Annotated in this window: 22 protein-coding genes; 17 read left to right on the forward strand and 5 right to left on the reverse strand. The window is 68.9% G+C overall.

Annotated elements, in window-relative coordinates; all coding sequences use genetic code 11:
- Nucleotides 1–6 precede the first annotated feature (6 nt).
- A complete protein-coding gene (locus tag AC57B8_RS15250) occupies nt 7–390 on the forward strand; it encodes a PaaI family thioesterase (protein WP_496480035.1) in 384 nt (127 codons plus the stop codon).
- Between the two features lie 7 nt (nt 391–397).
- Here the strand turns inward: AC57B8_RS15250 and AC57B8_RS15255 are convergent, their stop codons facing one another.
- Nucleotides 398–1372: a DMT family transporter gene (locus AC57B8_RS15255; RefSeq protein ID WP_496480036.1), complete on the reverse strand. Its 975-nt coding sequence runs from the start codon at nt 1370–1372 to the stop codon at nt 398–400.
- Between the two features lie 143 nt (nt 1373–1515).
- Here AC57B8_RS15255 and AC57B8_RS15260 point away from each other — a divergent pair, with 143 nt between their 5' ends.
- The 4 genes from AC57B8_RS15260 (at nt 1516) to AC57B8_RS15275 (ending at nt 9253) form a co-directional block, all read left to right on the forward strand.
- Nucleotides 1516–2394, forward strand: coding sequence for a LysR substrate-binding domain-containing protein (locus AC57B8_RS15260; RefSeq protein WP_495312406.1), 879 nt, complete (start codon nt 1516–1518; stop codon nt 2392–2394).
- A 69-nt stretch (nt 2395–2463) separates the two neighbouring features.
- Entirely contained in the window at nt 2464–7251 is a 4788-nt protein-coding gene (locus AC57B8_RS15265; RefSeq protein ID WP_496480037.1) for a CapA family protein, read from the forward strand.
- Nucleotides 7248–8198 (forward strand): alpha/beta hydrolase family protein, encoded by a 951-nt coding sequence (locus tag AC57B8_RS15270; protein ID WP_496480038.1) that lies wholly within the window; start codon nt 7248–7250, stop codon nt 8196–8198. Before AC57B8_RS15265 ends, AC57B8_RS15270 begins: the two co-directional genes overlap by 4 nt.
- Nucleotides 8195–9253 (forward strand): aldose epimerase family protein, encoded by a 1059-nt coding sequence (locus AC57B8_RS15275; protein WP_496480039.1) that lies wholly within the window; start codon nt 8195–8197, stop codon nt 9251–9253. The genes AC57B8_RS15270 and AC57B8_RS15275 overlap by 4 nt, the downstream gene beginning before the upstream one ends.
- Before the next feature lie 7 nt (nt 9254–9260).
- Here the strand turns inward: AC57B8_RS15275 and AC57B8_RS15280 are convergent, their stop codons facing one another.
- The gene (locus tag AC57B8_RS15280; protein ID WP_496480040.1) at nt 9261–9506 is read right to left on the reverse strand and encodes a DUF2798 domain-containing protein; all 246 of its coding nucleotides are present in this window, start codon (nt 9504–9506) and stop codon (nt 9261–9263) included.
- Nucleotides 9507–9740: 234 nt separating this feature from the next.
- On the opposite strand from AC57B8_RS15280, the gene AC57B8_RS15285 reads away from it, so the two are divergent.
- The gene (locus AC57B8_RS15285; RefSeq protein ID WP_369644709.1) at nt 9741–10655 is read left to right on the forward strand and encodes a LysR family transcriptional regulator; all 915 of its coding nucleotides are present in this window, start codon (nt 9741–9743) and stop codon (nt 10653–10655) included.
- Here AC57B8_RS15285 and AC57B8_RS15290 read toward each other — a convergent pair.
- The gene (locus tag AC57B8_RS15290; protein WP_496480041.1) at nt 10652–11590 is read right to left on the reverse strand and encodes an SMP-30/gluconolactonase/LRE family protein; all 939 of its coding nucleotides are present in this window, start codon (nt 11588–11590) and stop codon (nt 10652–10654) included. The two genes, AC57B8_RS15285 and AC57B8_RS15290, sit on opposite strands and share 4 nt — an antisense overlap.
- 119 nt (nt 11591–11709) lie before the next feature.
- Here AC57B8_RS15290 and AC57B8_RS15295 point away from each other — a divergent pair, with 119 nt between their 5' ends.
- The gene (locus tag AC57B8_RS15295) at nt 11710–12504 is read left to right on the forward strand and encodes an SDR family NAD(P)-dependent oxidoreductase (RefSeq protein ID WP_496480042.1); all 795 of its coding nucleotides are present in this window, start codon (nt 11710–11712) and stop codon (nt 12502–12504) included.
- Here the strand turns inward: AC57B8_RS15295 and AC57B8_RS15300 are convergent, their stop codons facing one another.
- Entirely contained in the window at nt 12505–13464 is a 960-nt protein-coding gene (locus AC57B8_RS15300; protein ID WP_062480583.1) for a LysR family transcriptional regulator, read from the reverse strand.
- Nucleotides 13465–13611: 147 nt separating this feature from the next.
- Here AC57B8_RS15300 and AC57B8_RS15305 point away from each other — a divergent pair, with 147 nt between their 5' ends.
- The 10 genes from AC57B8_RS15305 to AC57B8_RS15350 are packed head-to-tail and all read left to right on the forward strand — an operon-like array spanning nt 13612 to nt 26155.
- Nucleotides 13612–15066 (forward strand): aldehyde dehydrogenase family protein, encoded by a 1455-nt coding sequence (locus AC57B8_RS15305; protein WP_496480043.1) that lies wholly within the window; start codon nt 13612–13614, stop codon nt 15064–15066.
- A gap of 37 nt (nt 15067–15103) precedes the next feature.
- Nucleotides 15104–16069, forward strand: coding sequence for an ABC transporter substrate-binding protein (locus AC57B8_RS15310; RefSeq protein ID WP_496480044.1), 966 nt, complete (start codon nt 15104–15106; stop codon nt 16067–16069).
- Nucleotides 16070–16081: 12 nt separating this feature from the next.
- Nucleotides 16082–17152 carry a multiple monosaccharide ABC transporter substrate-binding protein gene (gene chvE, locus AC57B8_RS15315; RefSeq protein ID WP_496480045.1) on the forward strand — a complete coding sequence of 357 codons (1071 nt, stop codon included), beginning with the start codon at nt 16082–16084 and terminating at the stop codon, nt 17150–17152.
- 32 nt (nt 17153–17184) lie between these two features.
- Nucleotides 17185–18711 (forward strand): multiple monosaccharide ABC transporter ATP-binding protein, encoded by a 1527-nt coding sequence (mmsA, locus tag AC57B8_RS15320; RefSeq protein WP_496480527.1) that lies wholly within the window; start codon nt 17185–17187, stop codon nt 18709–18711.
- The gene (mmsB, locus tag AC57B8_RS15325) at nt 18698–19906 is read left to right on the forward strand and encodes a multiple monosaccharide ABC transporter permease (RefSeq protein WP_496480046.1); all 1209 of its coding nucleotides are present in this window, start codon (nt 18698–18700) and stop codon (nt 19904–19906) included. Before mmsA ends, mmsB begins: the two co-directional genes overlap by 14 nt.
- 4 nt (nt 19907–19910) lie before the next feature.
- A complete protein-coding gene (locus tag AC57B8_RS15330) occupies nt 19911–21431 on the forward strand; it encodes a sugar ABC transporter ATP-binding protein (RefSeq protein WP_496480047.1) in 1521 nt (506 codons plus the stop codon).
- Complete coding sequence (locus AC57B8_RS15335) at nt 21428–22462, forward strand: ABC transporter permease (RefSeq protein ID WP_496480048.1); 1035 nt, start codon at nt 21428–21430, stop codon at nt 22460–22462. The genes AC57B8_RS15330 and AC57B8_RS15335 overlap by 4 nt, the downstream gene beginning before the upstream one ends.
- Nucleotides 22459–23481, forward strand: a complete 1023-nt coding sequence (yjfF, locus tag AC57B8_RS15340; protein ID WP_496480049.1) for a galactofuranose ABC transporter, permease protein YjfF — start codon at nt 22459–22461, stop codon at nt 23479–23481. The genes AC57B8_RS15335 and yjfF overlap by 4 nt, the downstream gene beginning before the upstream one ends.
- Nucleotides 23482–23491: 10 nt before the next feature.
- On the forward strand, nt 23492–25228 hold the full coding sequence (locus AC57B8_RS15345; RefSeq protein ID WP_496480050.1) for an IlvD/Edd family dehydratase: 1737 nt from the start codon (nt 23492–23494) through the stop codon (nt 25226–25228).
- Between the two features lie 9 nt (nt 25229–25237).
- Nucleotides 25238–26155, forward strand: a complete 918-nt coding sequence (locus AC57B8_RS15350; RefSeq protein WP_496480051.1) for a dihydrodipicolinate synthase family protein — start codon at nt 25238–25240, stop codon at nt 26153–26155.
- A gap of 49 nt (nt 26156–26204) precedes the next feature.
- Here the strand turns inward: AC57B8_RS15350 and AC57B8_RS15355 are convergent, their stop codons facing one another.
- Nucleotides 26205–26474: a hypothetical protein gene (locus AC57B8_RS15355; protein ID WP_062480564.1), complete on the reverse strand. Its 270-nt coding sequence runs from the start codon at nt 26472–26474 to the stop codon at nt 26205–26207.
- Between the last annotated feature and the right edge of the window lie 115 nt (nt 26475–26589).

Below are 26589 nucleotides of genomic sequence, written 5' to 3' on the forward strand. Positions count from 1 at the left end.
GTCGCCATGAAACACCCCTTCGCCGAACTGATCGACCTGCGCTGCGAGCAAGCCACCGCCGGCGCCAGCACCATGACGCTGGTCGTCGCGCCGCAGCACCTGAACCCGCACGAGGTCGTGCACGGCGCCGTGCTCTATGCGCTGGCCGACACGGGCATGGGCACGGCGCTGTACCCCACGCTCGAGGCGGGCGAGATCTGCGCCACCATCGAGATCAAGATGAACTACTTCAAGCCCGTGTTCGAAGGCCAGGTCGTCTGCAGGACCACGCTGCTCAACCGCGGGCGCACCGTCGCCAACCTGGAGTCGCGGCTGTACGTGGGCGAGGTGCTCGTGGGGATGGCGAACGGCAACTACGCGATCTTCCGGCGCAGCCGCGCCGAGGGCTGAGCGCTGTTCATGGCGTGACGCCGCAGGTGCGCTGGCCTGGCGACGGCACGCGAACCGGGGCCACCGGCGTCGCCGCCCGCTTCGCTGCCGCCACATGCAGCAGCAGCGCCACCACCACCATCGCCACGCCGACGATCTCGTGCGTCGCGGGCGGCTTGCCCAGCGCCACGCCCATCAGCAGCGCCGACACCGGCACGAAGTTCAGGAAGGCCGTGCCCGTGACCGCGCCGAGCGCGCGCACGCCGTGGTTGAAGGCCAGCACCGCGAGCGCCGACGGCACCAGCCCTACGTACAGCAGCACCTGCCACGACAGGCGCAGCCCCTGCGCGTCGGGCGCGGGCGATGCGCCCAGCACGGTCATGCCCACCGCCACAGCCAGCAGCAGTGGCCACGAGGCCAGCACCGTGAGCGCGGTGTAGTCCACCGTGTCCAGCGTCGGGAAGCGCGCCGCGCCGCGCGTGTAGACGACCCAGCCCAGCGTGCCGACGAAGGCGATGGCGTCGCCGAGCAGCGTGTCGTGCGACAGGCCTGCGCCACCGGGCGACAGCAGCCCGGCCACCGTCGCCACGCCGGCCAGCGCCAGCGCGGCGGTCAGCAGGGTCGTGCGCGTCGGGCGCACGCCATCGAGCCACCAGCGCAGCAGCTGCGTGGTGATCGGCGTGGTGGCGATCAGCACCGCGCCGTGCGAGGGCACCGAGTGCGAGAGCCCGACGAACAGCAGGATGCTGAACACGCCGAAGCCCGCAAAGCCGTGCAGCGCCAGCGGCACCGCGTGCTGCCGCAGCTTGTGCCAGCCGCCGCTGCCGCGCAGGCCCAGCAGCGCGGCGAACACCAGCGCCGACAGGGTGTAGCGGATGAGCGTGAGCCACACCGGCGCCACGTGCTGCAGCACGCCCTTGCCGACGAGGAACAGGCTGCCCCAGCTGGCGGTGGCGAAGAGCAGGGCCGCAATGCCCGGCAGGCGTGAGGAAGGGGAGGACACGGGAAGGCCTTTCAAGAAAAAAGAGGAAGCGCGTGGCCTGAAGGATGGGGACGGGCCGCCGCGAAGGCCATTCGTTTCTTTGGACAAGGGCTTCCGAAAAAGCGAACGGACGACTGCGTCGCACGCGCTCACAATCCGCGGTCATGGAGCTGTACCAACTGAAGACCTTCGTTGCCATCGCGAAGGAGGGCAACCTGACCCGCGCCGCCGAACGCGTGTTCACCAGCGCCCCGGCCGCCAGCGCGCAGCTCAAGGCGCTCGAAGACGAACTCGGCGTGCGCCTGTTCGAGCGCACGCCGCGCGGCATGTCGCCCACCGCGGCCGGCCGTCGCCTGCTCGAAGAGGCCGAGCGCACCCTGGCCTCGGCGATGCGCATGCAGTCGGCCGCCGACCAGCTGCGCGGCGCGGCGCAGGGCGTGGTGCGCTTCGGCACGGTGGTCGATCCGGTGGCGCTGCGCCTGGGCAGCGTGCTGGTCACGCTGGCGCAGCAGCATCCGCAGGTCACGCTGCAGCTCAAGCAGGGGCTGTCGTACGAAACCCTGGCGGCCGTGCAGCGCGGCGAACTCGACTGCGCCTATGTGCTCAGCGATGCCGAGCGGCTCGAAGGCTTCGAGCTGCGGCGCCTGGGCGTGGTCGACCTGGCCGTGGGCCTGCCGCTGGCGGTGGCGCAGGCGCACCCCGAGCTCACGCTCGCGCAGCTCACCGACCTGACCTGGGTCGGCACGCCGCCCTCGTGCATCCTGCGCGCGCACCTCGAAAAACTGTTTGCCTCCGCCGGGCGCGACTACCGCCAGGGCGTCACCGCCGACGGCGAGAGCGCCATCCGCAGCATGGTCGCCAGCGGCATGGGCGCGGGCCTGATGCGGCTGGACCAGGCCGAGCAGGGCGAGCGCCAGGGCGAGCTCGTGGTCTGGAACGGTTGGCGCTCACACACCTGGCTGTGCTGGGTCGCGCCGGCCGGCGGCCAGCGCTCGGCGGCGGTCGAGGCCGTGCGCGGCGCGGTGTTCGACGCCTGGGCCTGACCCGGACCTGGTGCGCCCCGGATTTCCGCAGTGGCAGGCCGCGCCGTGGCCTGTCATCATTCGCGGCGCATGACTCACCAAGCTCCCGTCCCCCTCGCCGATCTGTTGAACCGCGCCAGGCAGGCCCTGGCCACCCCGGACGGGGCGCTGCCCCCGGCCCCGCCCGCCACCGACGAGGCCGGCTGCGTGGTGTTCCTCGCGATGGGCGAGGGCGAAAGCCGCGCCCGCGTCGTCATGGGCCGCGGCCCCGACACCGAGGCCGCGTGGCAGGCCGCGGCCGAGGCGCTGGCCGTGAAGGCCCAGCGCGCCGAGCGGCCCGCGCAGCGGCTGCGCGCGGAGATCGTCGAGCACGCCACGCCCATGAGCTGGGGCGAACTGAAGGCGCGGCTGGCGCAGACCAAGCGCAACTACTTCAACGAAGGCATCGCGCTCGACGCGCGCTTCGAGACCGCGCTGCTCGCGCAGGAGATGCACGGCAGCGCCGTGCTCTACAACGGCACGGTCGACCACGCGGAGCCCAACAACGGCAACCTGCGCACGCACACCAAACGCCGCTTCGGCGACGAGCGCGACTTTCCCACCGACGACGCCGCGCCCGTGTGGTGCTTCACCACGCGCGCCGTGTACGTCGATGCCGAGGGCGCCTGGCCGCTCACCGCGCAAGGGCAGGCCGCGGGCTTTCGCACGCTCACCGACTGGAACGCCGCGCAGGTGCGCGCGCTGGTCGATTCGGCAAGCGATTACCTGGCCGAACAGGTCAAGCCCACGGGCGAGTTCCACTACGGCTGGTTCCCCTGCTTCGACCGCGCGATTCCCACCTACAACACGCTGCGCCACGCCAGTTCCACCTACGCCATGCTCGAAGGCTGGGAGCTCGCGCGCAGCGACGTGCAGAAAGCCGCCATCGACCGCGCGCTGGCCTTCCTGAGCCAGCGGCTGATCCGCCGCGCCACGCTGGCCGACGGCACGCAGGCCGCGTTCCTGGTCGACATCGGCAACGAGATCAAGCTCGGCGGCAACGCCGTGTGCCTGCTGGCGCTGGTGAAGTACACCGAGCTCACCGGCGATGCGCAGTACCAGCCGCTGATGGAGCAGCTCGCGCTGGGCATCCGCTCCATGCAGGACCCCGAGACCGGGCGCTTCGTGCACGTGCTCAACCACCCGGGGCTCGACGTGAAGGAGCCCTACCGCATCATCTATTACGACGGCGAGGCGGCCTTCGGGCTGATGCGGCTGTACGGCCTCACGCGCGACGCGCGCTGGCTCGCGGTGGTCGAGAAGGCCTTCGAGCATTTCATCGCCGCGGGCCACTGGCGCGCGCACGACCACTGGCTGAGCTACTGCGTCAACGAACTCACGCGCTTCAAGCCCGAGACGCGCTACTACCAGTTCGGCCTGCAGAACATGGCGGGCCACCTGGACTTCGTGCTGGAGCGCATCACCACCTTCCCCACGCTGCTCGAGCTGATGATGGCCGCGCGCGAGATGGTGCTGCGGCTGGAAGCCGACCCGGCGCTGCGCCCGCTGCTCGCGGGGCTCGATCGCCACAAGTTCGACCGCGCGCTGGAGCACCGCGCGCGCTACCTCGCCAACGGCCACTTCTGGCCCGAGCTGGCGATGTTCTTCCGCCACCCCGACCGCATCGCGGGCTCGTTCTTCATCAAGCACCACAGCTTCCGCGTGCGCATCGACGACGTGGAGCACTACCTGTCGGGCTACGTGGCCTATCACCGGCTGCTCGAAGCGCGTGAGGCGCAGCAGCAGAGCGCGCAGCTCACGCAGGCCACGGCCGAACCGGCCGCGCCGCGCGGCGCCGAGGGCATCGTGCTGTGGGGCGGCGACGTCAACCTGGGCCGGCGCCAGCACTACCGCATGCACGACCTCGGCGGCCCCGCCCGCATGCTCGGCGACATCGCCGCGCTGCGCGAGGCCGACCTGCGCATCGTGAACCTCGAATGCGTGGTCGCCACCACGGGCGAGCAGGGCGTCGAGAAGGACGAGGGCGGCCCTTACTACTACCGTGCGCGCCCCGAAATGCTGTCGGTGCTGACCGAGGCCGGCATCGACATGGTCGCCACGGCCAACAACCACAGCGGCGACTACGGCCCCGAGGCGCTGCTGGAGCAGCACGGGTTGCTCAACGCCGCCGCCATCGCGTTCGCCGGTACGGGGCCTGATCTCGACTCGGCGCTGCGCCCCGCCTTCCGGCAAGCCGGTGGGCTGCGCGTCGCGTTGTTCTCGCTCGACGCCACGCAGCCGCGCTTCGCCGCCACCGCGCAGCGCCCCGGCGCGGCCTGGCTGTCGCTCGACGACCCGGCGGCTTGGCGCGCCACGCTCGCGCCGCGCATCGCCGCCGCACGCCAGGAGGCCGACGTGGTGCTGGTGGCCGTGCATTGGGGCGAGAACCTGGAGACCGCGCCCTCGCGCGCCGAGATCGCCGTCGGCCATGCCATCGTCGAAGCCGGCGCCGACGCGGTGCTCGGCACCTCGGCGCATGTGCTGCAGGGCATCGAGGTCCATCAGGGCCGGCCGATCCTGCACGACGCGGGCGACCTGCTGTTCGATGCCGTCCGCAACGACCTCGCGGACTCCGGCGTGTTCTCGCTGCGCCTCGGGCCGCACGGCGTGGAAGAGGTGGTGTTCACGCCGGTGGGCGTGGGCTTCGGCTTCTCGCAGCAGCTCGCGGGCGAGGCGGCGCAGGCCGCGAGCGCGCGCTTTGCCGAACTGTGCCGCGCGCTCGGCACCGAGATGACGGCGCGGCCCGATGGGCGCTGCGCGCTGCAGCTGTCGCCGCCCGAACGCACCGCGCCGGCCGGGCGCCCGCCACTGGCGCCGCTGTCGGCGTCGCGCCCGCCCGCGCTGGTCGGCCCCGTGCTCGCGCCCCGGCCCGAGTGGTCGGTCGATGTCGTGCCCGAGGACGCCAGGATGCGCCCGCTGCAGTTCGGCCCGCTGCGCCTCGTGGGCATCCGCCTCGCGCCGACGCAGATCATCGGGCGGCGCCTGCTGTGGGTCGAGTCGTTCTGGACCGCCGATGCGCCCGTGAGCGCCGACCTGCGCGTGCAGTTCCGCGCGCTGCCGATGCGCAGCACCACCATGCCGGCCTGGGGCGAGGCCATGGACCACGACCCCTGCGACTGGATGTGGCCCACCAGCCGCTGGACGCCGGGTCGCATCTACCGCGACCGCTACGGCCTGCGCGCGCCGCGCCTGGGCCTGCTCGAGAACGACGCGCTGCAGATCGAGGCGCGCGTGCGCGGCAGCATGCCCGATCTGCCGGGCGCGCGCCGGCTGCCCGTGTGGTGCGGCCTGCGCGTGCCGAAGTTTCCGACGCCGCTGCCCGAACGCCCCGCGCCCGTGCTCGCGGCGCTGCGCCCCGGTGCGGCGCCGCAGGCGTCGCCCGTGTGGACCGCCGACGAGCTGCAGCGCGTGGTCGGCGGGCAGTGGCTGGTGCCGCCGCCGCCGGGCTGGTTCGTCAACGCGGTGGTGCGCGGGCCGACGCACATGGCGCGGCTGCCGAAGCCGGCGCTGTTCATTGCATCGGACTACCGCACGCTCGCCAAACACGAGAACTACAGCAAGCCGCGCGCCGACAACCCCGACCGCCACGAAGACGTGCCCGTGCTGCAGCACGCGCTCGCGGGCGCCGTGGTCGCGCACCCGGTGGACGGGCTCGACCCGTCGTTCCCGCTGCTGCAGGTGGACGACCCGATCCGCGCCATGATCGAGCTGGGCGTGGCCGCGCGTGCGCGCTTCCAGGGCCGCGTGGTGGGCGTGACCGGCACGGTCGGCAAGTCGTCCACCATCGCCATGCTGCGCGACCTGCTGCCCGAGGCGGCGCGCGTGCACACCACCATCGACAACTACAACTCGCGCGTCGGCGTGCCGGCGATGCTGGCCAACCTCGCGGCCGACGCCGACGTGTGCGTGCTCGAGATGGCGCAGAGCGCGCTGTGGATGGACCGCGGCCCGATCTCGCTCGTGGCGCGCCCGCACGTGGCCATCCTCACCGAGATCGGCCTGTCGCAGACCCGCCAGACCGCCACGCTCGAGCAGACGGCCGAGTTCAAGTCGCGCATCTTCCTCGGGTTGGAGCCCGGCGGCGTGGCCATCGTGCCCGACCACATCCCCTGCCTGATGCAGGTGGTGCGGGCGGCCGCGCGCACCGCGGGCGCCATCTGGGTGGTGGGCAGCAGCCCCGACGCCAACATCCGCATCGTCGACACGCGGCCCGAGCCCGACGGCGGCTGCCGCGTGCGCATCGCGCTGCCGGGGCGCACGGTCGAGTACCTGTTCCCGATCGCGAGTGCAGGACTGGTGCGCAATTCGGCGCTGGCCTTTGCCGCGCTGCTGGCGCTGGGCTTCGACGCCGAGGCCGCGTGCGCGCGCATGCCTTTCGTGCGCCTGCCGGCCTCGGTGATGCAGCTGCGCCCGCTGCGCACGCAGGGCGGCGTGCAGGCCACGCTGATCGACGACAGCTGGAACGCCGAGGTCATGTCGATGCGCAACGCGATGGAGTTCGTGCGCACCTGCCAGCATGCGGCGCACGGGCCGGTGACGCGCAAGATCGGCGTGCTCGGGCGCATCATCAACCTCGACAAGGAAGCAGAAGCGATGCACCGCAGCCTCGCCGCGCCGCTGCTGGCCTCGGGCATCCAGCACCTCGTGACGCACGGCGCCGAGATGCGCTGGCTGCGCGAGGAGGTGCCGGCCGAGCTGCTCGGCCCGCACTTCGAAGACGCCGCGCAGCTCACCGGCTACCTCGGCGAGTTCCTGCGCGATGGCGACCTGGTGCTGGTGAAGGGCGACCGCCAGCAGTCGGACTTCGGCCTCATCTCCGAACTGCTGCAGAAGCTATGACCCCGAGCGCGCGCCTGGCCTGTGTGCTCCTTGCCCTCGTGCAGACGGCCTGCGCGCAACGTGCCGATGCGCCGAAGGCCGCGGCGCCGCGCGAGCCGGCGGCCTCCGCCTCGGCCGAGGGCGCGCTGCTGCACTGGAACCAGCCCGCCGTGCGCGCCAACTGCCCCGACCGCCCGGGCTTTCTCTGGGTGCAGGCGGTCGAGGGGCCGTCGTGCATCCGCTACTTCGCGAGCCGCGACATCGACGACGCGCGCATCGCCATCGTGCAGTTCTCGGGCGACCGCGACAGCGTGATGAACCTGTCGCCCACGCGCATCCCCGGCAACACCGAACCGCTGCGCACGCTCGACGCGCAGGCCGCGAGCGACCGCGCGGGCATGCCGTGGATCTTCATGGCGCGCCCCGGCACCTACGGCTCCTCGGGCGACCACCGCCAGCGGCGCGAGGCGGTGGAGTTCCATGCGCTCGATGCGGCGCTCGAAGCGCTGATGCAGCGCCACCGGCTGCAGCGCGTGGTGCTCTTCGGCCACAGCGGTGGCGCCACGGCCGGTGCCGCGCTGCTCACGCTCGGGCGCACGCGCGTGGCCTGCGCGGTGCTCACGTCAGGCGCCTTCGATCTGCTGGAGCGCGCGCGGCTGCTCGGCCGATCGAAGAACGGGCGCACCGACACCACGGGCAGCATGCAGGTCTACGACCCGCTGGACCATGTGGCCGGCATCCCGCGCGACCCGCAGCGGCGCATCGTGCTCATCGGCAACCCCGGCGACCGCAACACGCCGTTCGCGCTGCAGCAGCGCTTTGCCGACGCGGTGGGCAAGGCGGGCCATCGCGTCGAGGTGATGACGCACGACGCCGAGCCACCGACCTTCCACGACCTGAAAGACCGCATCGGCCTGCGCACCGCATCGCAGTGCGCGCGCGAGGCGCTGCAGTCGCAAGCCCGATGACCGAACCCCTCACTTCGCGCCCCTTCGGCGCCATGCCCGACGGCCGGCCCGTCACCGAGTACACGCTCGACAACGGCCACGGCCTGCGCCTGAGCGCCATCCACCTCGGCGGCATCGTCACCGCGCTGCACGTGCCCGACCGGCAGGGGCGCAGTGCCAACGTGGTGCTGGGCTTGCCGTCGCTCGATGACTACCTGAAGCCGCACCCGCACTTCGGCACCATCGTCGGCCGCTACGCGAACCGCATCGCGGCGGGCCGCTTCACGCTCGATGGCACCGCTCACCAGCTGGGCCTGAACGACGGCGTGAACACGCTGCACGGCGGCGCCACGGGCTTCGGCAAGCGCTACTGGGAGATCGTGCCGGTGCCTCATGAACTCGCCCTCGAGCTGCGCTACACCAGCGCCGACGGCGAAGAGGGCTATCCCGGCGAGGTGCAGCTGACGGTGCGCTACACCTTGAGTGCCACCGCCAACACCTGGCGCATCGACTACCGCGCCACCACCGACCGGCCCACGGTGCTCAACCTGAGCCACCACGACTACTTCAACCTCGCCGGCAGCGGTTCGGTGATGGACCATGTGCTGACGCTGCCCGCGAGCCGCTACTGCCCGGTCGATGCCACGCTCATTCCGCTCGGGCTGGGCGAGGTGGCCGGCACGCCTTTCGATTTCCGCACGCCGACGCGCATCGGCGAGCGCATCCGCGACAGCCACGAGCAGCTGCTGCGCGCGCATGGCTACGACCACAACTGGGTTCTCGACGGCGATCGCAGCGGTACGGGCCTGGCGTTTGCCGCGCGCCTCGCCCACGAGGCCTCGGGCCGCGTGATGGACGTGCACACCACCGAGCCCGGCGTGCAGTTCTATTCGGGCAACTTCCTCGACGGCAGCCTGCTCGGCAGCGCGGGCGCGAGCCTGCGCCAGGGCGACGGCCTGTGCCTGGAGACGCAGCACTTTCCCGATGCGCCGAACAGGCCGGCGTTTGCGTCGACCGTGCTGCGCCCCGGCGAGGTGTTCGCCAGCACGACCGAGCACCGCTTCGGCATCGGCTGACCACGGATCAGCGCTGCGGGCTCTGCACCGTCGCCGCGACGATCCGGCGCACCACCGGCAGCACCACGAGCAGCGACGGAAACGCGGCCAGCCACGACACGCCCCATGCAGCCATCCACATCTGGAAGAGGCCCGAGGCCAGCCCCACGCTCTTGAGCGTGGAGATGCCCGCCACGATGCACGACATGAAGATCGACAGCAGGAAGGGCATGGCGATGCCCGCATAACGGGCCGGCAGTTTTCGGGGGGTCATGATGGGGCAAGCTCCTGGATGTGGTTGTTCAAGGTGCGCGGACGAGGTTGCAGCCCCTCTGCGCCGTCGGTGTCGACCACCCGCACGGTGGGCCTGTGTCGTTGTTTCATGGAATGATTCCTTCGTTTTTTGGCAATGCGATCTGCGACCGCGAGGCCTCGAAGATACGAACGGCAGGCGCCATCGGGAATCCACGCGTGCCGCCATAGACCTTCATCCAGACCGAGAGAATCCATGGACCAGATTCAGGACATCCGGGCCTTCGTGGCCATCGTCGACCACGGCAGCCAGAGCGCGGCGGCCCGGCAACTGGGGCGCTCGGTGCAGTCCATCAGCCGCTCGCTGAGCGTGCTCGAGCGCAGCCTCGGCGTGCAGCTCCTTCGCCGCACCACACGGCAGTCGTCGGTCACCGAAGTGGGGTTGGCCTACCACCGCCGCGTGCGGGCCGCGCTGGCGGAGTTCGATGCGGCGGCCGTCGAGGCCAGCAGCCAGCTCGACTCGCCGCGGGGCCTGCTGCGCGTGGCCGCGCCGGTGCAGTTCGCGCCGGCCTTCGTGGTGCCGCTGATCGGCGCGTTCATGCAGCGCTACCCGGACATGGAGGTCGAGCTCACGGCCTCCGACCGTTTCGTGGACCTGATCGAAGGCGAGCTGGACCTGGCCATCCGCATCGGCGAGCTGCCCGATTCCGAACTGGCTGCCAAGCCGCTCGGCGAGCTGCGGCTGGTGGTGTTCGGCTCGCCGGCGTACTTCGCGCGGCACGGGCGGCCGCAGCGGCCCGAAGACCTGGCCGACCACCAGTGCGTGGTGCGCACCACGCACGGCAGCGACGCGCACTGGCCCTTCACGGTCGACGGCACGCTGCAGCGCGTCAAGGTGACGGGGCGCTTCCGGGCCGACAACACCGCCGCGATCTATGCGGCCGTGCTGAGCGGGCTGGGCTTGTTCTTCACGCCGCTGTGGCAGATCCGTGACCTGCTCGACAGCGGGCAGGCCGAACTGGTGCTGACCGAGTTCGAGTCGCCGAGGATTCCGGTCCACGCGGTGTGGCCCTCGTCCCGTGGCAGCTTCGCGCGGGCCCGGCTGTTCGCCGATTTCGCGGCGGCGCACCTGCCGTCGCTGCAGCCGCGCGAGGGGCCCGGGGTGGCCTAGCCCGCGAACAGCGCCGCCGGCACGCCCGGGCTGTCGATGCGCACCGAGAAGAGCCCACCGGCCAGCGGCTCGCTCTTCAGCTGTGCTTCGGTGCGGCCGTTGCGCGCCGTCGTGATGTAGAGCGTCTGCATATCCGCGCCGCCGAAGGCGCAGTCGGTCACGTTGCTCGCGGGCAGCGCGATGCGGCACAGCTCGGCGGCGCTCACCGGGTCGTGGCAGGTGACGCAGGCGCCGTCCCAGTGCGCGATCCACAGGCGGCCGGCCGCGTCGGTGGTCATGCCGTCGGGCAGGCCGTCGCCCTTCGGGAAGCGGTGCCACAGGCGCTTGTTCGACACCGCGCCGGCGTCCATGTCGAAGTCGTAGGCGTACATCGTGTTGATCGCCGTGTTGTTGAAGTACATGGTGCGGCCGTCGCCCGACCACGTCGGCCCGTTGGTCACCTCGAAGCCGTCGTCGTGCCGGGTGCATTGGCCGTCGGCGTCGAAGCGGTAGAGCGCGCCGGTGGGCGCCTTGCAGTCGAAGTCCATGCTGCCGGCCCAGAAGCGGCCGCGGCTGTCGCACTTGCCGTCGTTGAAGCGGTTGTTGATGCGCTCGGGCTCGGGCTGGTGCAGGTAGCGCGGCTTCGTGGTGTCGCCGGGCGCGGTGGTGTCGAACAGCGCGAAGCCGCGGCGCAGCGTGAGGAACAGGCCCGGCGCCGACGCACGCTCTGCGATGGCGGTGATCTCTTCGTCGAAGTGCCAGGTGCGCTGCGCGCCCGTGGCCGGGTCGTAGCGGAACAGGCGCGGCAGCAGGATGTCGATCCAGTACAGCGCCTGCTCGCGCACCGACCACAGCGTGCCTTCGCCGAGGTCGGCGGCGGCCGGCCAGAGGCATTCGGGGGTGCCGAGCACGCGGGGCGCTGCGAGCGGCGAAGAAGGGGCGCTTGTCTCTTGCATGGTCATTTGTTCTTTCTGTAGGTCATGTCGCCTTGACGCGGCGGATCGTATCAAGGCATATTGATAATAGAAATTGAAAATAACCGCATCGATTGATATGTGTTTTGCAATGTCATGAGATGCCCCTGGAGACCTCGCCCTTGAATTCCCCCCAGCTTTCCATCCATCCCAGCCTGAAGGGCCGCACCGTGTTCGTCACCGGCGGCGGCAGCGGCATCGGCGCGGCCATCGTCGCTGCTTTTGCGGCGCAGGGCGCGCGCGTGGCCTTTGTCGACATCGCGGAAGCTGCCAGCGCGGCGCTTGCCGCGCAGATCGCCGAAGCCGGCCACGCCGCGCCGTGGTGGCGCGCCTGCGACGTGCGCGACATCGGCGCGCTGCAGCAGGCCATGGCCGACGCGGCCGCCGAGCTCGGCGACTTCGCGGTGCTGGTCAACAACGTGGCCAGCGACGACCGCCACACGCTCGCATCGGTCACGCCCGACTACTACGACAACCGCATGGCCATCAACGAACGGCCCGCGCTGTTCGCGATCCAGTCGGTGGTGCCGGGCATGAAGCGCCTGGGCTTCGGCTCGGTGATCAACCTCGGCTCCACGGGTTGGCAGACCAAGGGCTCGGGCTACCCCTGCTACGCGATCGCCAAGTCGTCGGTGAACGGCCTCACGCGCGGGCTCGCGGTGGAGCTGGGCCGCGACCGCATCCGCATCAACACCGTGTCGCCCGGCTGGGTGATGACCGAACGGCAGGTGGCGCTGTGGCTCGACGAGGAGGGCGAGAAGGCGCTGCACCGCAACCAGTGCCTGCCCGACAAGCTGATGCCGGAAGACATCGCGCGCATGGTGCTGTTCCTCGCGTCGGACGACGCGAAGATGTGCACCGCGCAGGAGTTCACGGTGGACGCGGGTTGGACCTGATCAGTCCATCTCGAGCTTGCGTCCGTAGACGCTCATGCTCGCGGTCTTCAGCGCCTTCATCATCACCTTCGCGGCCGGCGACAGCAGCCGGTCGGTGCGCGTGATGATGCCGAAGGCGTCCATGTGGCAGGGCATGTCCAGCGGCAGCAGCGACACGATGCCGTGCGCCGCGTAGTAGCGCGCCACGTCGGTCGCCAGCACCGCGACCATGTCGCTTTGCTGCAGCATGCGCGTGATGAACAGCAGCGCCGGGCTTTCGATGATGTTGCCCGGCGGTGCCAGGCCTTCCTCCTGGAACATCAGCTCGAAGCGGTGGCGCAGCACGCTGCCCGCGGGCGGCACGATCCAGCCGGCGCCCACCACGTCGCGCAGCGTGAGGCCGCTCACGCCCAGCAGCGGATGGCCGGGGCGCACCAGCGCGCACACGGGCTCCTCGGTGAGCGCCTCGTAGCGCAGCTGCGACTTGTCGTGCTCGGCGAACAGCCGCGCCACGAGGATGTCGAGCTTGCCCTGCTCGAGCCGCTCGAGCAGCACCGGGCTGGTCTCGATCTCCAGTGACACGCGCAGGTCGGGCTGCTCGCGCTTGACCATCGCCACGGCCGGCGGCATCAGCGTGAGGCCCGGCGCGGTGATGGCGCCCACGTTCACCTGGCCGAGGCGCCCGGCCTTCAGGGCGGTGAGCTCGTCGTGCGCCTGGTTCAGGCTGGCCAGTGCCACGCGGGCGTGGCGGATCATGGTCTCGCCGTACCAGGTGGGGCGCATGCCGCGCGGCAGCCGCTCGAACAGCGGCACCTCGAGCACGTCTTCCAGGTCCTTCAGCAATTTCGACGCGGCGGGCTGCGTCATGTTGAGCACCTGCGCCGCGCGGTGGATGTTGCCTTCCTCGGCCAGCGCCACCAGCAACAGCAGCTGGCGGGTCTTGAGGCGGGCGCGGATGAACCAGTGGTTGTAGGTGTTCATGAAGAGGGTGCGAACGAAGGTCTGACGGGGTTTTCCAGAATCCACCGATTGATATGCATTTTGTCTAAAAAACGATTGGATCGATATCGAAATCATTCCTAGACTTCCGCCCCAGTCCCATCACAACAGAGACAAGGCAACGCCACGGTGATCCACGGCGAGCTTCGGCAGAGCGTGCGCCAGTACATCAACGGCCGCTGGGAAACCAGCGCGACCACCGGTGTCAGCGTCAATCCATCGGACACCAGCGAAGTGGTGGCCGAGTACGCACGTGCCGACCGGCGCCAGGTCGAGCTGGCGATCCGCGCGGCCAGCGAAGCCTTCGCGCACTGGAGCCACAGCACGCCGCAGCGGCGCGCCGACGTGCTCGACCGCATCGGCGCCGAGCTGCTCGCCCGCAAGGACGAGCTGGGCCTGCTGCTGGCGCGCGAGGTCGGCAAGACGCTGCCCGAGGCCGTGGCCGAGGTGGCGCGCGCCGGCCAGATCTTCAAGTTCTTCGCGGGCGAGGCCCTGCGCGGCGGCGGTGGCGAGAACGTGGCCTCGGTGCGCGCCGGCGTGCAGGTCGACGTCACGCGCGAGCCGGTCGGCGTGGTGGGCCTCATCACGCCGTGGAACACGCCCTTCGCGGTGCCGGCCTCGAAGATTGCCGCGGCGCTGGCGCACGGCAACAGCGTGGTCTTCAAGCCGGCCGAGCTGGTGCCGGCCTGCGGCTGGGCGCTCACCGACATCATCGGCCGCGCCACGCTGCCGGCCGGCGTGTTCAACCTCGTGATGGGCAGCGGCCGCGAAGCGGGCCAGGCGCTGGTCGACAGTCCGCTGGTCGATGCGCTGAGCTTCACCGGCTCGGCCGCCAACGGCGAACGCGTGCTGCAGGCCGCGGCGGCACGGCGCGCCAAGGTGCAGCTGGAGATGGGCGGCAAGAACGCGCTCGTGGTGCTGGCCGACGCCGACCTGGATCGCGCCGTCGACTGCGCGGTGCAGGGCGCCTACTTTTCCAACGGCCAGCGCTGCACCGCATCGAGCCGCCTCATCGTCGAAGCCGCCGTGCACGACGCCTTCGTGGCGCAACTGCGCCAGCGGTTGAAGACACTGAAGATCGGCCACGCGCTGGAACGCGGCATCGACATCGGCCCCGTGGCCGACGAAGAGCGGCTGGCGCAGAACCTCGCGTGGATCGACATCGCGCGCGAAGAGGGCGCGGAGCACGTGTGGGGCGGCGAAGCACTGCAGCGCGCCACCGCCGGCCACTACATGAGCCCCGCGCTCTTCCTGGCCCAACCCGAACACCGCATTGCGCGCGAAGAAATCTTCGGGCCGCTGGCCTGCGTGCTGCGCGCCAGCGACTACGACGAAGCGCTCGCACTGTGCAACGACACGCCCTTCGGCCTGTGCGCGGGCATCTGCACCAATTCGCTGAAGCACGCGATGCACTTCAGGCGCCATGCCGTGGTCGGCATGACGATGGTCAATCTGCCGACCGCGGGGGTGGACTTTCATGTGCCCTTCGGCGGCCGCAAGGGGTCGGGCTACGGGCCGCGCGAACAAGGGCGCCACGCCGCGGAGTTCTACACGACGGTGAAGACCGGCTACATGCTGGCCTGACCGAACACATCACAGACTCATCAAGAAGGAGACAACCATGACCATGAATCGCCGCACCCTCAACACCGCGCTCGCCGCCGCAGCCCTGGGCAGCATGCTGCCCGTGTCCGCCCTCGCGCAGAAGAAACTCGTGCTCGGCTTCGCGCAGGTGGGCGCCGAGAGCGAATGGCGCACCGCCAACACCGAGTCGATCAAGTCCTCGGCCAAGGAGGCGGGCATCGAGCTCAAGTTCTCCGACGCGCAGCAGAAGCAGGAGAACCAGATCAAGGCGATCCGCTCGTACATCGCGCAGAAGGTCGACGTGATCGCGTTCTCGCCCGTGGTCGAGTCGGGTTGGGAAACCGTGCTGCGCGAAGCCAAGGCCGCCAAGATCCCGGTGGTGCTGACCGACCGCTCCGTGAACACCAAGGACGACTCGCTCTACGTGACCTTCATGGGCTCCGACTTCACCGAGGAAGGCCGCAAGGCCGGCCGCTGGCTGGTCGAGAAGATGAAGGACCAGAAGGGCGACGTGAACATCGTCGAGCTGCAGGGCACCGTGGGTTCGGCCCCCGCCATCGACCGCAAGAAGGGCTTCGAGGAAATCATCAAGGCCGACCCGAAGTTCAAGATCACCCGCTCGCAGACCGGCGACTTCACGCGCGCCAAGGGCAAGGAGGTGATGGAAGCCTTCCTCAAGGCCGAGGGCAAGAAGATCAACGTGCTCTACGCGCACAACGACGACATGGCCATCGGCGCGATCCAGGCGATCGAAGAGGCCGGCATGAAGCCCGCGAAGGACATCACCATCATCTCGATCGACGGGGTGAAGGGCGCCTTCGAAGCCATGATCGCCGGCAAGCTCAACGTGTCGGTGGAATGCAGCCCGCTGCTCGGGCCGCAGCTCATGAGCGCGGTGAAGGAAATCAAGGCGGGCAAGACGCTGCCCAAGCGCATCGTCACGGAAGAAGGCATCTTCCCGATGGAAGTCGCGGCCAAAGAGTTTCCCAATCGCAAGTACTGAGGACCGACCGACATGAAACGCAACTTCCTCAAGGCCTCGCTCGCGGGCCTGGCCTTCGCCGTCGTCGGCTTCACGCCGCTGGCCCACGCGCAGGACAAGGGCCTGATCGCCATCTCGATGCCCACCAAGTCGTCGGCGCGCTGGATCGCCGATGGCGCCAACATGGTCAAGTACTTCAAGGACAAGGGCTACAAGACCGACCTGCAGTACGCCGACGACGACATCCCGAACCAGCTCGCGCAGATCGAGAACATGGTGACCAAGGGCTCGAAGGTGCTGGTCATCGCGGCCATCGACGGCACCACGCTCTCCGACGTGCTGCAGAAGGCGGCCGACAAGGGCGTGAAGGTCATCGCCTACGACCGGCTCATCAAGGGCTCGAAGAACGTCGACTACTACGCCACCTTCGACAACTTCCAGGTCGGCGTGCTGCAGGCACAGTCCATCGAGGCGGCGCTGGGCCTGAAGGGCGGCAAGGGTCCGTTCAACATCGAGCTGTTCGGCGGCTCGCCCGACGACAACAACGCCTTCTTCTTCTACAACGGCGCGATGTCGGTGCTCGACCCGTACATCAAGAGCGGCAAGCTCGTGGTGCGCAGCAAGCAGATGGGCATGGACAAGGTCGGTACGCTGCGCTGGGACGGCGCGGTGGCGCAGGCCCGCATGGACAACCTGCTGTCGGCCTTCTACACGAAGGACCGCGTCGATGCGGTGCTGTCGCCGTACGACGGCCTGTCCATCGGCATCCTGTCGTCGCTCAAGGGCGTGGGCTACGGCTCGGGCTCGCAGCCGATGCCGGTGGTGTCGGGGCAGGACGCGGAGATTCCGTCGGTCAAGTCGATCCTGCGCAAGGAGCAAAGCTCCACCGTGTTCAAGGACACGCGCGAGCTGGCCAAGGTGACGGTGGCCATGGCCGACGCCATGCTCTCGGGCAAGGCGCCCGAGGTGAACGACACCAAGACCTACAACAACGGCATCAAGGTCGTGCCCTCGTACCTGCTCAAGCCGGTGAGCGTGGACGGCTCCAACTGGAAGCAGGTGCTGGTGGACAGCGGCTACTACAAGGAAAGCCAGGTCAAGTGAGCCAGGCCGGCGAAGCGCGCACGATCCTCGCGATGCGCGGGATCACCAAGACGTTCCCGGGCGTGAAGGCCCTGAGCAACGTCAACCTCGCCGTGCGCGCGGGGGAGATCCACGCGGTGGTGGGCGAGAACGGCGCGGGCAAGTCGACGCTCATGAAGGTCCTGAGCGGCGTCTACCCGTGCGACTCCTACACCGGCGAGATCCATTTCGAGGGCGAGCTGCGCCGCTTCAAGGGCATCGCCGACAGCGAGAAGCTCGGCATCATCATCATCCACCAGGAGCTGGCGCTGGTGCCGCTGCTCTCGATTGCCGAGAACATCTTCCTGGGCAACGAGATCGCGAGCGGCGGCGTGATCGACTGGTTCGCCGCCTACGCGAAGACGCGCGAGCTGCTTGCGAAGGTGGGCCTGAAGGAGCCGCCCACCACGCTGGTGACCGACTTGGGCGTGGGCAAGCAGCAGCTGGTGGAGATCGCCAAGGCGCTGGCGAAGGAGGTGAAGCTCCTGATCCTCGACGAGCCCACCGCGAGCCTGAACGAGAACGACAGCGATGCGCTGCTGGCGCTGCTGCTCGAACTGAAGCGCCAGGGCATCGCGTCGATCCTCATCTCGCACAAGCTCAACGAGATCGCCAAGGTGGCCGATTCGATCACCGTGCTGCGCGATGGCGCGACGGTCGAGACCATGGACTGCGCGCGGCAGGCGATCAGCGAAGACCGCATCATCCGCGGCATGGTGGGCCGCGACATGGAACACCGCTACCCGCAGCGCTCGCCGAAGATCGGCGAGACCGTGCTGGAGGTGCGCGACTGGCGCGTGCACCACGCGCTGCACGCCGACCGCGAGCAGATCAAGGGCGTGAACCTGCAGGTGCGCCAGGGCGAGATCGTCGGCATCGCGGGCCTCATGGGCGCGGGGCGCACCGAGCTGGCGATGAGCGTGTTCGGCAAGTCGTACGGCCGGCGCATCAGCGGCACGGTGCTGATGCACGGCAAGCCGGTGGACGTGAGCACCGTGCGCAAGGCCATCGACCACGGCATCGCCTATGTCACCGAAGACCGCAAGGGCCTCGGGCTGGTGCTGGAGGAGGGCATCCGCAAGAACATCAGCCTCGCGAACCTCGATGCGATTGCCGAGCGCGCGGTGATCGACGACGGCCGCGAGTTCAAGGTGGCCAACGACTTCAAGAAGGCGCTGAACATCCGCTGTTCGGGCGTCGAGCAGCAGGTGGTCAACCTGTCGGGCGGCAACCAGCAGAAGGTGGTGCTGAGCAAGTGGCTCTTCACCAAGCCGGAACTGCTGATATTGGACGAACCCACGCGCGGCATCGACGTGGGCGCCAAGTACGAGATCTACACCATCATCGACCAGCTCGCGAGCGAGGGCAAAGGCATTCTCATGATTTCTTCCGAACTGCCCGAGTTGCTGGGCATGTGCGACCGCATCTACGTGATGAACGAGGGCCGCTTCGTGGCCGAGTTCACCGCGGCCGAGGCGTCGCAGGAGCGCATCATGCATGCGATCGTGAGCGCGGGGAGTTCCGTTCATGTCCCTGCCTGAAGCCAACGCGGTGCAGGGCGCCGCACCTGCCGCCACCCCGAAGCTCCATGTGGGCTTCCTGAAGAACAACCTGCGCGAATACGGCATGCTGATCTCGCTGGTCGCGATCATGGCGCTGTTCCAGGTGCTGACCGACGGCACGCTCTTGCGCCCGCTGAACCTCACCAACCTGCTGCTGCAGAACAGCTACGTCGTCATCATGGCGCTGGGCATGCTGCTGGTGATCGTGGCGGGGCACATCGACCTGTCGGTGGGCTCGGTCTGCGGCTTCATCGGCGCGCTCGCGGCGGTGCTGATGGTGGAGTACGAGTGGCACTTCGTGCCGACCGCGATCATCAGCATCGCGGCCGGTGCCGTCATCGGCGCTGCGCAGGGCTGGTTCGTCGCGTTCCGCAAGATTCCTTCGTTCATCGTCACGCTCGCGGGCATGCTGGTGTTCAAGGGGCTCACGCTGGCGCTGCTGGCGGGGCAGTCGGTGGGGCCGTTTCCGGTGGAGTTCCAGCGCCTGAGTTCGGGCTTCATTCCCGATCCGCTCGGCGGCGACACGCTGCGCACCACCTCGCTGATCGTGGGCGCGCTGGCCGCTGCGGCGCTGGTGTTCTTCAAGCTGCGTGGGCGCGCCAAGCTCAAGGCGCACGGCATGGAGCAGGAGCCGTATGCCTTCTTCCTCGTGAAGAACCTGTTCTTCGCGGCGATCATTCTTTTCTTCAGCTACCTGCTCTCGACCTACAAGGGCCTGCCCAACGTGCTGGTGGTGATGGCGGTGCTGATCGTGGTGTACGACTTCGTCACGAACCGCACGACCATCGGCCGGCGCATCTATGCGCTGGGCGGCAACGAGAAGGCGGCGCGGCTGTCGGGCGTGAAGACGCAGCGGCTCGCGTTCCTCACTTTCGTGAACATGGGCGCGCTGGCCGCATTGGCGGGGCTCGTGTTCGCGGCGCGGCTCAACACGGCCACACCCAAGGCGGGCCTGGGTTTCGAGCTCGATGTGATTGCTGCCTGCTTCATCGGCGGCGCCTCGGCCTCGGGTGGCGTGGGCCGGGTGATGGGTGCGGTGATCGGCGCCTTCATCATGGGCGTGATGAACAACGGCATGTCGATCCTCGGCATCGGCATCGACTACCAGCAGGTCATCAAGGGGCTGGTGCTGCTGGCCGCGGTGTTCATCGACGTCTACAACAAGAACAAGTGAACGCATGACCGACGGAACCGCCAGCCCCGTGCTCGAACTGCGGGGCATCCACAAGCAGTTCGCCGGCATCCCGGTGCTGAACGGCGTGCAGCTGAAGCTCTACCCGGGCGAGATCCATGCGCTCATGGGGCAGAACGGCGCGGGCAAGTCCACGCTCATCAAGGTGCTCACGGGCGTGTTGCCGTCCAGTGGCGGCGAGATGTTCCTGGGTGGCGAAGCCATCCGTCCGGGCTCGCCGCTGGAGGCGCAGAAGCTGGGCATCAGCACGGTCTACCAGGAAGTGAACCTGTGCCCGAACCTCTCGGTGGCGGAGAACGTGTTCGCGGGACGCTATCCGCGCTGCGGTGCGCTGCAGGGCTTTCGCATCGACTGGGCGGCGGTGAACCGCCGGGCTTCGGAGCTGCTGGCGCGCATCGGGCTCGACATCGACGTGACGCGGCTCCTGTCGAGCTATTCGGTCGCGGTGCAGCAGATGGTGGCGATCGCGCGGGCGCTCGGCGTGTCGTCGAAAGTGCTGATCCTCGACGAGCCGACGTCGAGCCTCGATGACGATGAAGTCGAGAAGCTGTTCGAGGTGCTGCGGCGCTTGCGCGGCGAGGGCCTGGCCATCGTCTTCGTGACGCACTTCCTCAACCAGATGTACGCGGTGTCCGACCGCATCACCGTGCTGCGCAACGGCAATTGGGTGGGCGAATGGAAGGCTGCGGACCTCGGTCCGCAGGCGTTGATCGCGGCGATGCTGGGTCGCGAGTTGGCTGCGCAGTCGGCACGACCTGCCGCGCTGCCCGCGTTCGATGAAGCGGCGCCCGCGCTGCTGCAATCCGAAGGGTTGGGGCAGGCGGGGCAGTTGCAGGCCACCGATCTGCGCGTGCGTGCCGGCGAGGTCGTCGGCATCGCCGGCCTGCTCGGCGCGGGCCGCACCGAACTGGCGCGCCTGCTGTTCGGCCTCGAATCGCCCGACCGTGGCGTGCTGAAGATCGACGGCCGCTCCGTCAGCTTTTCGAATCCGGCCGATGCAATCCGCGAAGGCCTCGCGCTGTGCCCCGAGGAGCGCAAGACCGACGGCATCGTGGCCGAGTTGTCGGTGCGCGAGAACATCGCGCTGGCGCTGCAGGCCCGCCTGGGCACGCGGAAATTTCTCTCGCATGCCGAGCAGACCGCGATGGCCGAGCGCTTCGTCGCCTCACTGGGCATTAAGACCGCCAGTGTCGAAACGCCCATCGGCCTGCTTTCGGGCGGCAACCAGCAGAAGGCCATGATCGCGCGCTGGCTCGCGACCGAGCCGCGCCTCCTGATCCTGGACGAGCCCACGCGCGGCATCGACGTGGCTGCCAAGCAGGAAATCATGGAAGAGATCCTGCGGCTCGCGCGCGCCGGCATGGCGGTGATCTTCATCTCGTCGGAGATGAGCGAGGTGGTGCGCGTGGCGCATCGCATCGTGGTGCTGCGCGACCGGCAGAAGGTGGGCGAACTGCCGGGTGGTTCGACCGAGGACGAGGTCTACGAAATGATCGCTGCAGCATGAACCGCCTCTCGTCCCTCATGAGCCACCGGCTCGCCTGGCCGGTCATCACGCTGCTGTTGCTGCTCGCCATCAACACCGCGTTCAACGCGAGCTTCCTGAGCCTCGAATGGCGCGAAGGCCATCTCTACGGCAGCCTGATCGACATCGTGAACCGCGCGGCGCCGCTGGTGCTGGTCTCGCTCGGCATGACGCTGGTGATCGCCACGCGCGGCATCGACATCTCGGTGGGCGCGGTGGTGGCCATCGCGGCGGCGGTCGCGGCCTGGATGATCGGCGGCTCGGTGTCCAGCGACGTGAGCCGCTTCCCGATGCCGCTCGCGATCCTCGCGGCGCTCGGTGTCGCGCTGCTGTGCGGCCTGTGGAACGGGTTGCTGGTCGCCAAGGTCGGCATGCAGCCGATCATCGCGACGCTGATCCTCATGGTGGCGGGGCGCGGCATCGCGCAGCTGGTCGCGGACGGGCAGATCATCACGATCTACTACAAGCCCTTCTTCTTCCTCGGCAGCGGCTACCTGCTGGGGCTGCCGTTCTCGCTGTTCATCGTGGCGGCGGTGTTCGCGCTGCTGTACCTGGCGATCACGCGCACGGCGCTCGGCCTGTTCATCCAGGCGGTGGGCATCAACCCGACGGCGGCGCGCGTGGCGGGCATCCAGGCGCGGCGGCTGGTCGTCGGCGCGTATGCGTTCTGCGGCGTGTGCGCGGGCGTGGCGGGCCTGCTGATCAGCTCGAACGTGAAGAGCGCGGACGGCAACAACGCCGGCCAGCTGCTGGAGCTCGATGCGATCCTCGCGGTCACGCTCGGCGGCACGGCGCTCACGGGCGGGCGCTTCAGCCTCGTGGGCAGCGTGATCGGCGCGCTCATCATCCAGACGCTCACCTACGCGATCTACTCGCTGGGCGTGCCGCCGGAGATCAACCTCGTGGTGAAGGCGGTGGTGGTGTTCGTGGTGATGCTGATGCAGTCGCCGGAGTTCCGGGCGGAGGTTCGCACGCTGGTGCAGCGGCCGGTGCATGACGGGAGCAGGGCATGAGTGCAGTGATCGAGGCCGCACCCTCGGCGCCACCCGCTCCCGTGCGCGGGAGCAAGGCAAGGCTCAATCCGAAGTACCTGCCGCTCACCGCAACCATCTCGCTGTTCGTGCTGATGGCGACGCTGGGCTCGGTGTTCTACGACGGCTTCTTCTCGGCGCAGGTGTTCCTCAACCTGCTGATCGACAACGCCTTCCTGATCGTCGTCGCGGTCGGCATGACCTTCGTGATCCTCTCGGGCGGCATCGACCTCTCGGTGGGCTCGGTGATCGCGCTCACGACGATGGTGTCGGCCTCGCTGGTCGAGAAGCACGGATGGAGTCCGGCCATCGTGATCCCGCTGGTGCTCGCGATGGGCACGGCCTTCGGCGCGTTCATGGGGCTGCTCATCGAGCGCTTCCGGCTGCAGCCTTTCATCGTCACGCTCGCGGGCATGTTCCTCGCGCGGGGCCTGTGCTACCTCATCAGCATCGACTCGATCAGCATCACCAACGCGTTCTATTCGGAGGTCTCGCAGATCCGCATTCCCATCTGGGGCGAGGCCTCGGTGTCGGTCAGCGCGGTGATCGCCATCGCCGTGCTGCTGGCCGCGGTGTTCATCGCGCACTGCACGCCGTTCGGCCGCGCGGTGTACGCCATCGGCGGCAGCGAGCATTCGGCGATGCTCATGGGTCTGCCGGTGCGCCGCACGCTCGTGGGCGTGTACACGCTCTCGGGTTTCTGCTCGGCGCTGGCCGGCGTGATCTTCACTTTCTACATGCTCTCGGGCTACGGCCTGCATGCGCTCGGGCTGGAGCTCGACGCCATCGCGGCGGTGGTGATCGGCGGCACGCTGCTCACGGGCGGCGTGGGTTATGTGGCGGGCACGCTCTTCGGCGTGCTGATGCTCGGGATCATCCAGACGCTGATCTCCTTCGACGGCACGCTGAGCTCGTGGTGGACGCGCATCGTGGTCGGCGCGCTGCTCTTCGTGTTCTGCCTGCTCCAACGCTTCTTCACCTCGCGCGCCCCGCGCCGCTGACCACCTCCCCATGACAAAGAAACTGCGCTCGACCGAATGGTTCGGCTCCGCCGACAAGAACGGCTTCATGTACCGCAGCTGGATGAAGAACCAGGGCATCCCCGACCACGAGTTCGACGGCCGCCCCATCGTCGGCATCTGCAACACCTGGTCGGAACTCACGCCGTGCAACGCGCACTTCCGCAAGATCGCCGAGCACGTCAAGCGCGGCATCTCGGAGGCGGGCGGCTTCCCGGTCGAGTTCCCGGTGTTCTCGAACGGCGAATCGAACCTGCGGCCCACCGCGATGCTCACGCGCAACCTCGCGAGCATGGACGTCGAAGAGGCCATTCGCGGCAACCCGGTGGATGCGGTGGTGCTGCTCACGGGCTGCGACAAGACCACGCCCGCGCTGCTGATGGGCGCGGCCAGCTGCGACATCCCGGCCATCGTGGTCACGGGCGGGCCGATGCTCAACGGCAAGCTCGACGGCAAGGACATCGGCTCGGGCACGGCCGTGTGGCAGCTGCACGAATCGCTGAAGGCGGGCGAGATCAACCTGCACCAGTTCCTCTCGGCCGAGGGCGGCATGTCGCGCTCGGCGGGCACCTGCAACACGATGGGCACGGCCTCCACCATGGCCTGCATGGCCGAGGCGCTGGGCACCTCGCTGCCGCACAACGCGGCGATCCCGGCGGTCGATGCGCGGCGCTACGTGCTGGCGCAGATGTCGGGTGCGCGTGCGGTGCAGATGGCGAAAGACGGGCTCACGCTGTCGAAGATCCTCACGCGCGAGGCCTTCGAGAATGCGATCCGCGTGAACGCGGCGATCGGCGGATCGACCAACGCGGTGATCCACCTGAAGGCCATTGCGGGGCGCATCGGCGTCGAGCTCGAACTGGAAGACTGGACGCGCATCGGCAGCCACACGCCGACGATCGTCGACCTCATGCCTTCGGGGCGCTTCCTCATGGAAGAGTTCTATTACGCGGGTGGCCTGCCCGCCGTGCTGCGCCGCCTCGGCGAGCACGGGCTGCTGCCGCACCCCGGCGCGCTCACCGTCAACGGCCAGTCGCTCTGGGACAACGTGCGCGAGGCGCCGAGCCTCAACGACGAGGTGATCCGGCCGCTCGACAACCCGCTGATCGCCGACGGCGGCATCCGCATCCTGCGCGGCAACCTGTCGCCGCGCGGCGCGGTGCTCAAGCCCTCGGCCGCCACGCCCGAGCTGCTGAAGCACCGAGGCCGCGCCGTGGTGTTCGAGAACCTGGAGCACTACAAGACACGCATCGTCGACGAAGACCTCGACATCGACGCGAGCTGCGTGATGGTGCTGAAGAACTGCGGCCCCAAGGGCTACCCCGGCATGGCCGAGGTCGGCAACATGGGCCTGCCGCCGAAGCTGCTGCGCCAGGGCGTGAAGGACATGGTGCGCATCTCCGACGCGCGCATGAGCGGCACGGCGTACGGCACGGTGGTGCTGCATGTTGCGCCCGAAGCAGCCGACGGCGGGCCGCTCGCGGCGGTGCGCGATGGCGACTGGATCGAGCTCGACGGCGATGCGGGGCGGTTGCACCTGGACATCAGCGACGAGGAACTGGCGTCGCGCCTGGCCTCGTTGTCCGCGTCCGATGCGCAGCCGATGAGCACGCGCGGCGGCGGCTACCAGAAGCTCTACGTCAACCATGTGCTGCAGGCCGATGAAGGCTGCGACTTCGATTTCCTGGTCGGCTGCAGAGGCTCGGCCGTTCCCCGCCACTCCCACTGACCCCACACCATGACCCCCCGATACCGCGGCATCTTCCCGGTGGTGCCCACCACCTTCACCGAACAGGGCGCGCTCGACCTGGAAAGCCAGAAGCGCTGCGTCGATTTCATGATCGACGCGGGCTCCGACGGCCTGTGCATCCTCGCGAATTTCTCCGAGCAGTTCGTGCTGTCCGACGAAGAGCGCGAGGTGCTCACGCGCACCATCCTCGACCACGTGAAGGGACGCGTGCCGGTGATCGTGACCACCACGCACTACAGCACCCAGGTCTGCGCCGAGCGCAGCCGGCGCGCGCAGGCCATGGGGGCGGCGATGCTGATGGTGATGCCGCCGTACCACGGCGCGACCTTCCGCGTGCCCGAGCCGCAGATCCACGAGTTCTACGCGCGCCTCTCGGATGCGGTGTCGATTCCGATCATGATCCAGGACGCACCCGCGAGCGGCACGGTGCTGTCGGCGCCGTTCCTCGCACGCATGGCGAAAGAGATCGAGCAGGTCGCGTACTTCAAGATCGAGACGGCCGGTGCCGCGTCGAAGCTGCGCGAGCTGATCCGTTTGGGCGGCGATGCCATCGAAGGGCCGTGGGACGGTGAAGAAGCGATCACGCTGATGTCCGACCTCGATGCCGGCGCGACCGGTGCGATGACCGGCGGCGGCTACCCGGACGGCATCCGCCCCATCATCGAGGCGCACCGTTCAGGCGACCGCGATCAGGCCTTCGCGCTGTACCAGCGCTGGCTGCCGCTCATCAACTGCGAGAACCGCCAGGCGGGCCTGCTGGCCTGCAAGGCGCTCATGAAGGAAGGCGGCGTGATCGCCTGCGAGGCGCCGCGGCATCCGCTGCCCGCGCTGCATCCCGAGACGCGCGCCGGCCTCATCGAGACCGCGCGGCGGCTTGATCCGTTGGTGTTGCGCTGGGGGAAATGAAAAAAGGCGGGCCCGGGTACGCCAGGTACCGGGCCGCCATGGGACGGGCTCAGGAAGCGGCGCTGTTGCCCGCTTCGAGCTCGGTGACTTGCAGCGAGAGATCGAACAGCTTGGACTTGCTGGCGTAGTAGCGGTCCAGGCGCCACTCCTTCAGGATGTCCATCGCAAGCTGGAAGCTCTTGTAGTCGAGGCTGTAGAGCGTGATCAACTCGAAGCTGCGTTCGGCTTCGAGCGCCAGCACGAGTTGGGCAAGGATCTTGGCCGATTCGTTGGCCGGGTCCGTTTCAATGAATCGGCGAGCGACCTTGATGGCATTCATGGGAAAGTGTTCCTCGGTTGGCAGGGACCGGGAACTATAGCTAGCACATGCCTGTATTTTGTGACGATTTGATGACAAACGAGGGCATCGCCCGCGAACGTGTCGTCGGTGTTAT

The sequence above is a fragment of the Variovorax sp. BGA-UO-ETr-C22 genome (assembly GCF_059567965.1).

Excerpts from the sequence above, each read along its gene's own strand:
- AC57B8_RS15270 (WP_496480038.1), top strand. The coding sequence starts at position 7,248 with ATGACCCCGAGCGCGCGCCTGGCCTGTGTGCTCCTTGCCCTCGTGCAG.
- chvE (WP_496480045.1), top strand. The coding sequence starts at position 16,082 with ATGAAACGCAACTTCCTCAAGGCCTCGCTCGCGGGCCTGGCCTTCGCC.
- AC57B8_RS15260 (WP_495312406.1), top strand. The coding sequence starts at position 1,516 with ATGGAGCTGTACCAACTGAAGACCTTCGTTGCCATCGCGAAGGAGGGC.
- mmsB (WP_496480046.1), top strand. The coding sequence starts at position 18,698 with ATGTCCCTGCCTGAAGCCAACGCGGTGCAGGGCGCCGCACCTGCCGCC.
- AC57B8_RS15250 (WP_496480035.1), top strand. The coding sequence starts at position 7 with ATGAAACACCCCTTCGCCGAACTGATCGACCTGCGCTGCGAGCAAGCC.
- AC57B8_RS15300 (WP_062480583.1), bottom strand. The coding sequence starts at position 13,464 with ATGAACACCTACAACCACTGGTTCATCCGCGCCCGCCTCAAGACCCGC.
- AC57B8_RS15285 (WP_369644709.1), top strand. The coding sequence starts at position 9,741 with ATGGACCAGATTCAGGACATCCGGGCCTTCGTGGCCATCGTCGACCAC.
- AC57B8_RS15345 (WP_496480050.1), top strand. The coding sequence starts at position 23,492 with ATGACAAAGAAACTGCGCTCGACCGAATGGTTCGGCTCCGCCGACAAG.
- AC57B8_RS15290 (WP_496480041.1), bottom strand. The coding sequence starts at position 11,590 with ATGCAAGAGACAAGCGCCCCTTCTTCGCCGCTCGCAGCGCCCCGCGTG.
- AC57B8_RS15310 (WP_496480044.1), top strand. The coding sequence starts at position 15,104 with ATGACCATGAATCGCCGCACCCTCAACACCGCGCTCGCCGCCGCAGCC.
- AC57B8_RS15295 (WP_496480042.1), top strand. The coding sequence starts at position 11,710 with ATGCCCCTGGAGACCTCGCCCTTGAATTCCCCCCAGCTTTCCATCCAT.
- AC57B8_RS15355 (WP_062480564.1), bottom strand. The coding sequence starts at position 26,474 with ATGAATGCCATCAAGGTCGCTCGCCGATTCATTGAAACGGACCCGGCC.
- AC57B8_RS15265 (WP_496480037.1), top strand. The coding sequence starts at position 2,464 with ATGACTCACCAAGCTCCCGTCCCCCTCGCCGATCTGTTGAACCGCGCC.
- AC57B8_RS15280 (WP_496480040.1), bottom strand. The coding sequence starts at position 9,506 with ATGACCCCCCGAAAACTGCCGGCCCGTTATGCGGGCATCGCCATGCCC.
- AC57B8_RS15275 (WP_496480039.1), top strand. The coding sequence starts at position 8,195 with ATGACCGAACCCCTCACTTCGCGCCCCTTCGGCGCCATGCCCGACGGC.
- AC57B8_RS15330 (WP_496480047.1), top strand. The coding sequence starts at position 19,911 with ATGACCGACGGAACCGCCAGCCCCGTGCTCGAACTGCGGGGCATCCAC.
- AC57B8_RS15335 (WP_496480048.1), top strand. The coding sequence starts at position 21,428 with ATGAACCGCCTCTCGTCCCTCATGAGCCACCGGCTCGCCTGGCCGGTC.
- yjfF (WP_496480049.1), top strand. The coding sequence starts at position 22,459 with ATGAGTGCAGTGATCGAGGCCGCACCCTCGGCGCCACCCGCTCCCGTG.
- mmsA (WP_496480527.1), top strand. The coding sequence starts at position 17,185 with ATGCGCGGGATCACCAAGACGTTCCCGGGCGTGAAGGCCCTGAGCAAC.
- AC57B8_RS15350 (WP_496480051.1), top strand. The coding sequence starts at position 25,238 with ATGACCCCCCGATACCGCGGCATCTTCCCGGTGGTGCCCACCACCTTC.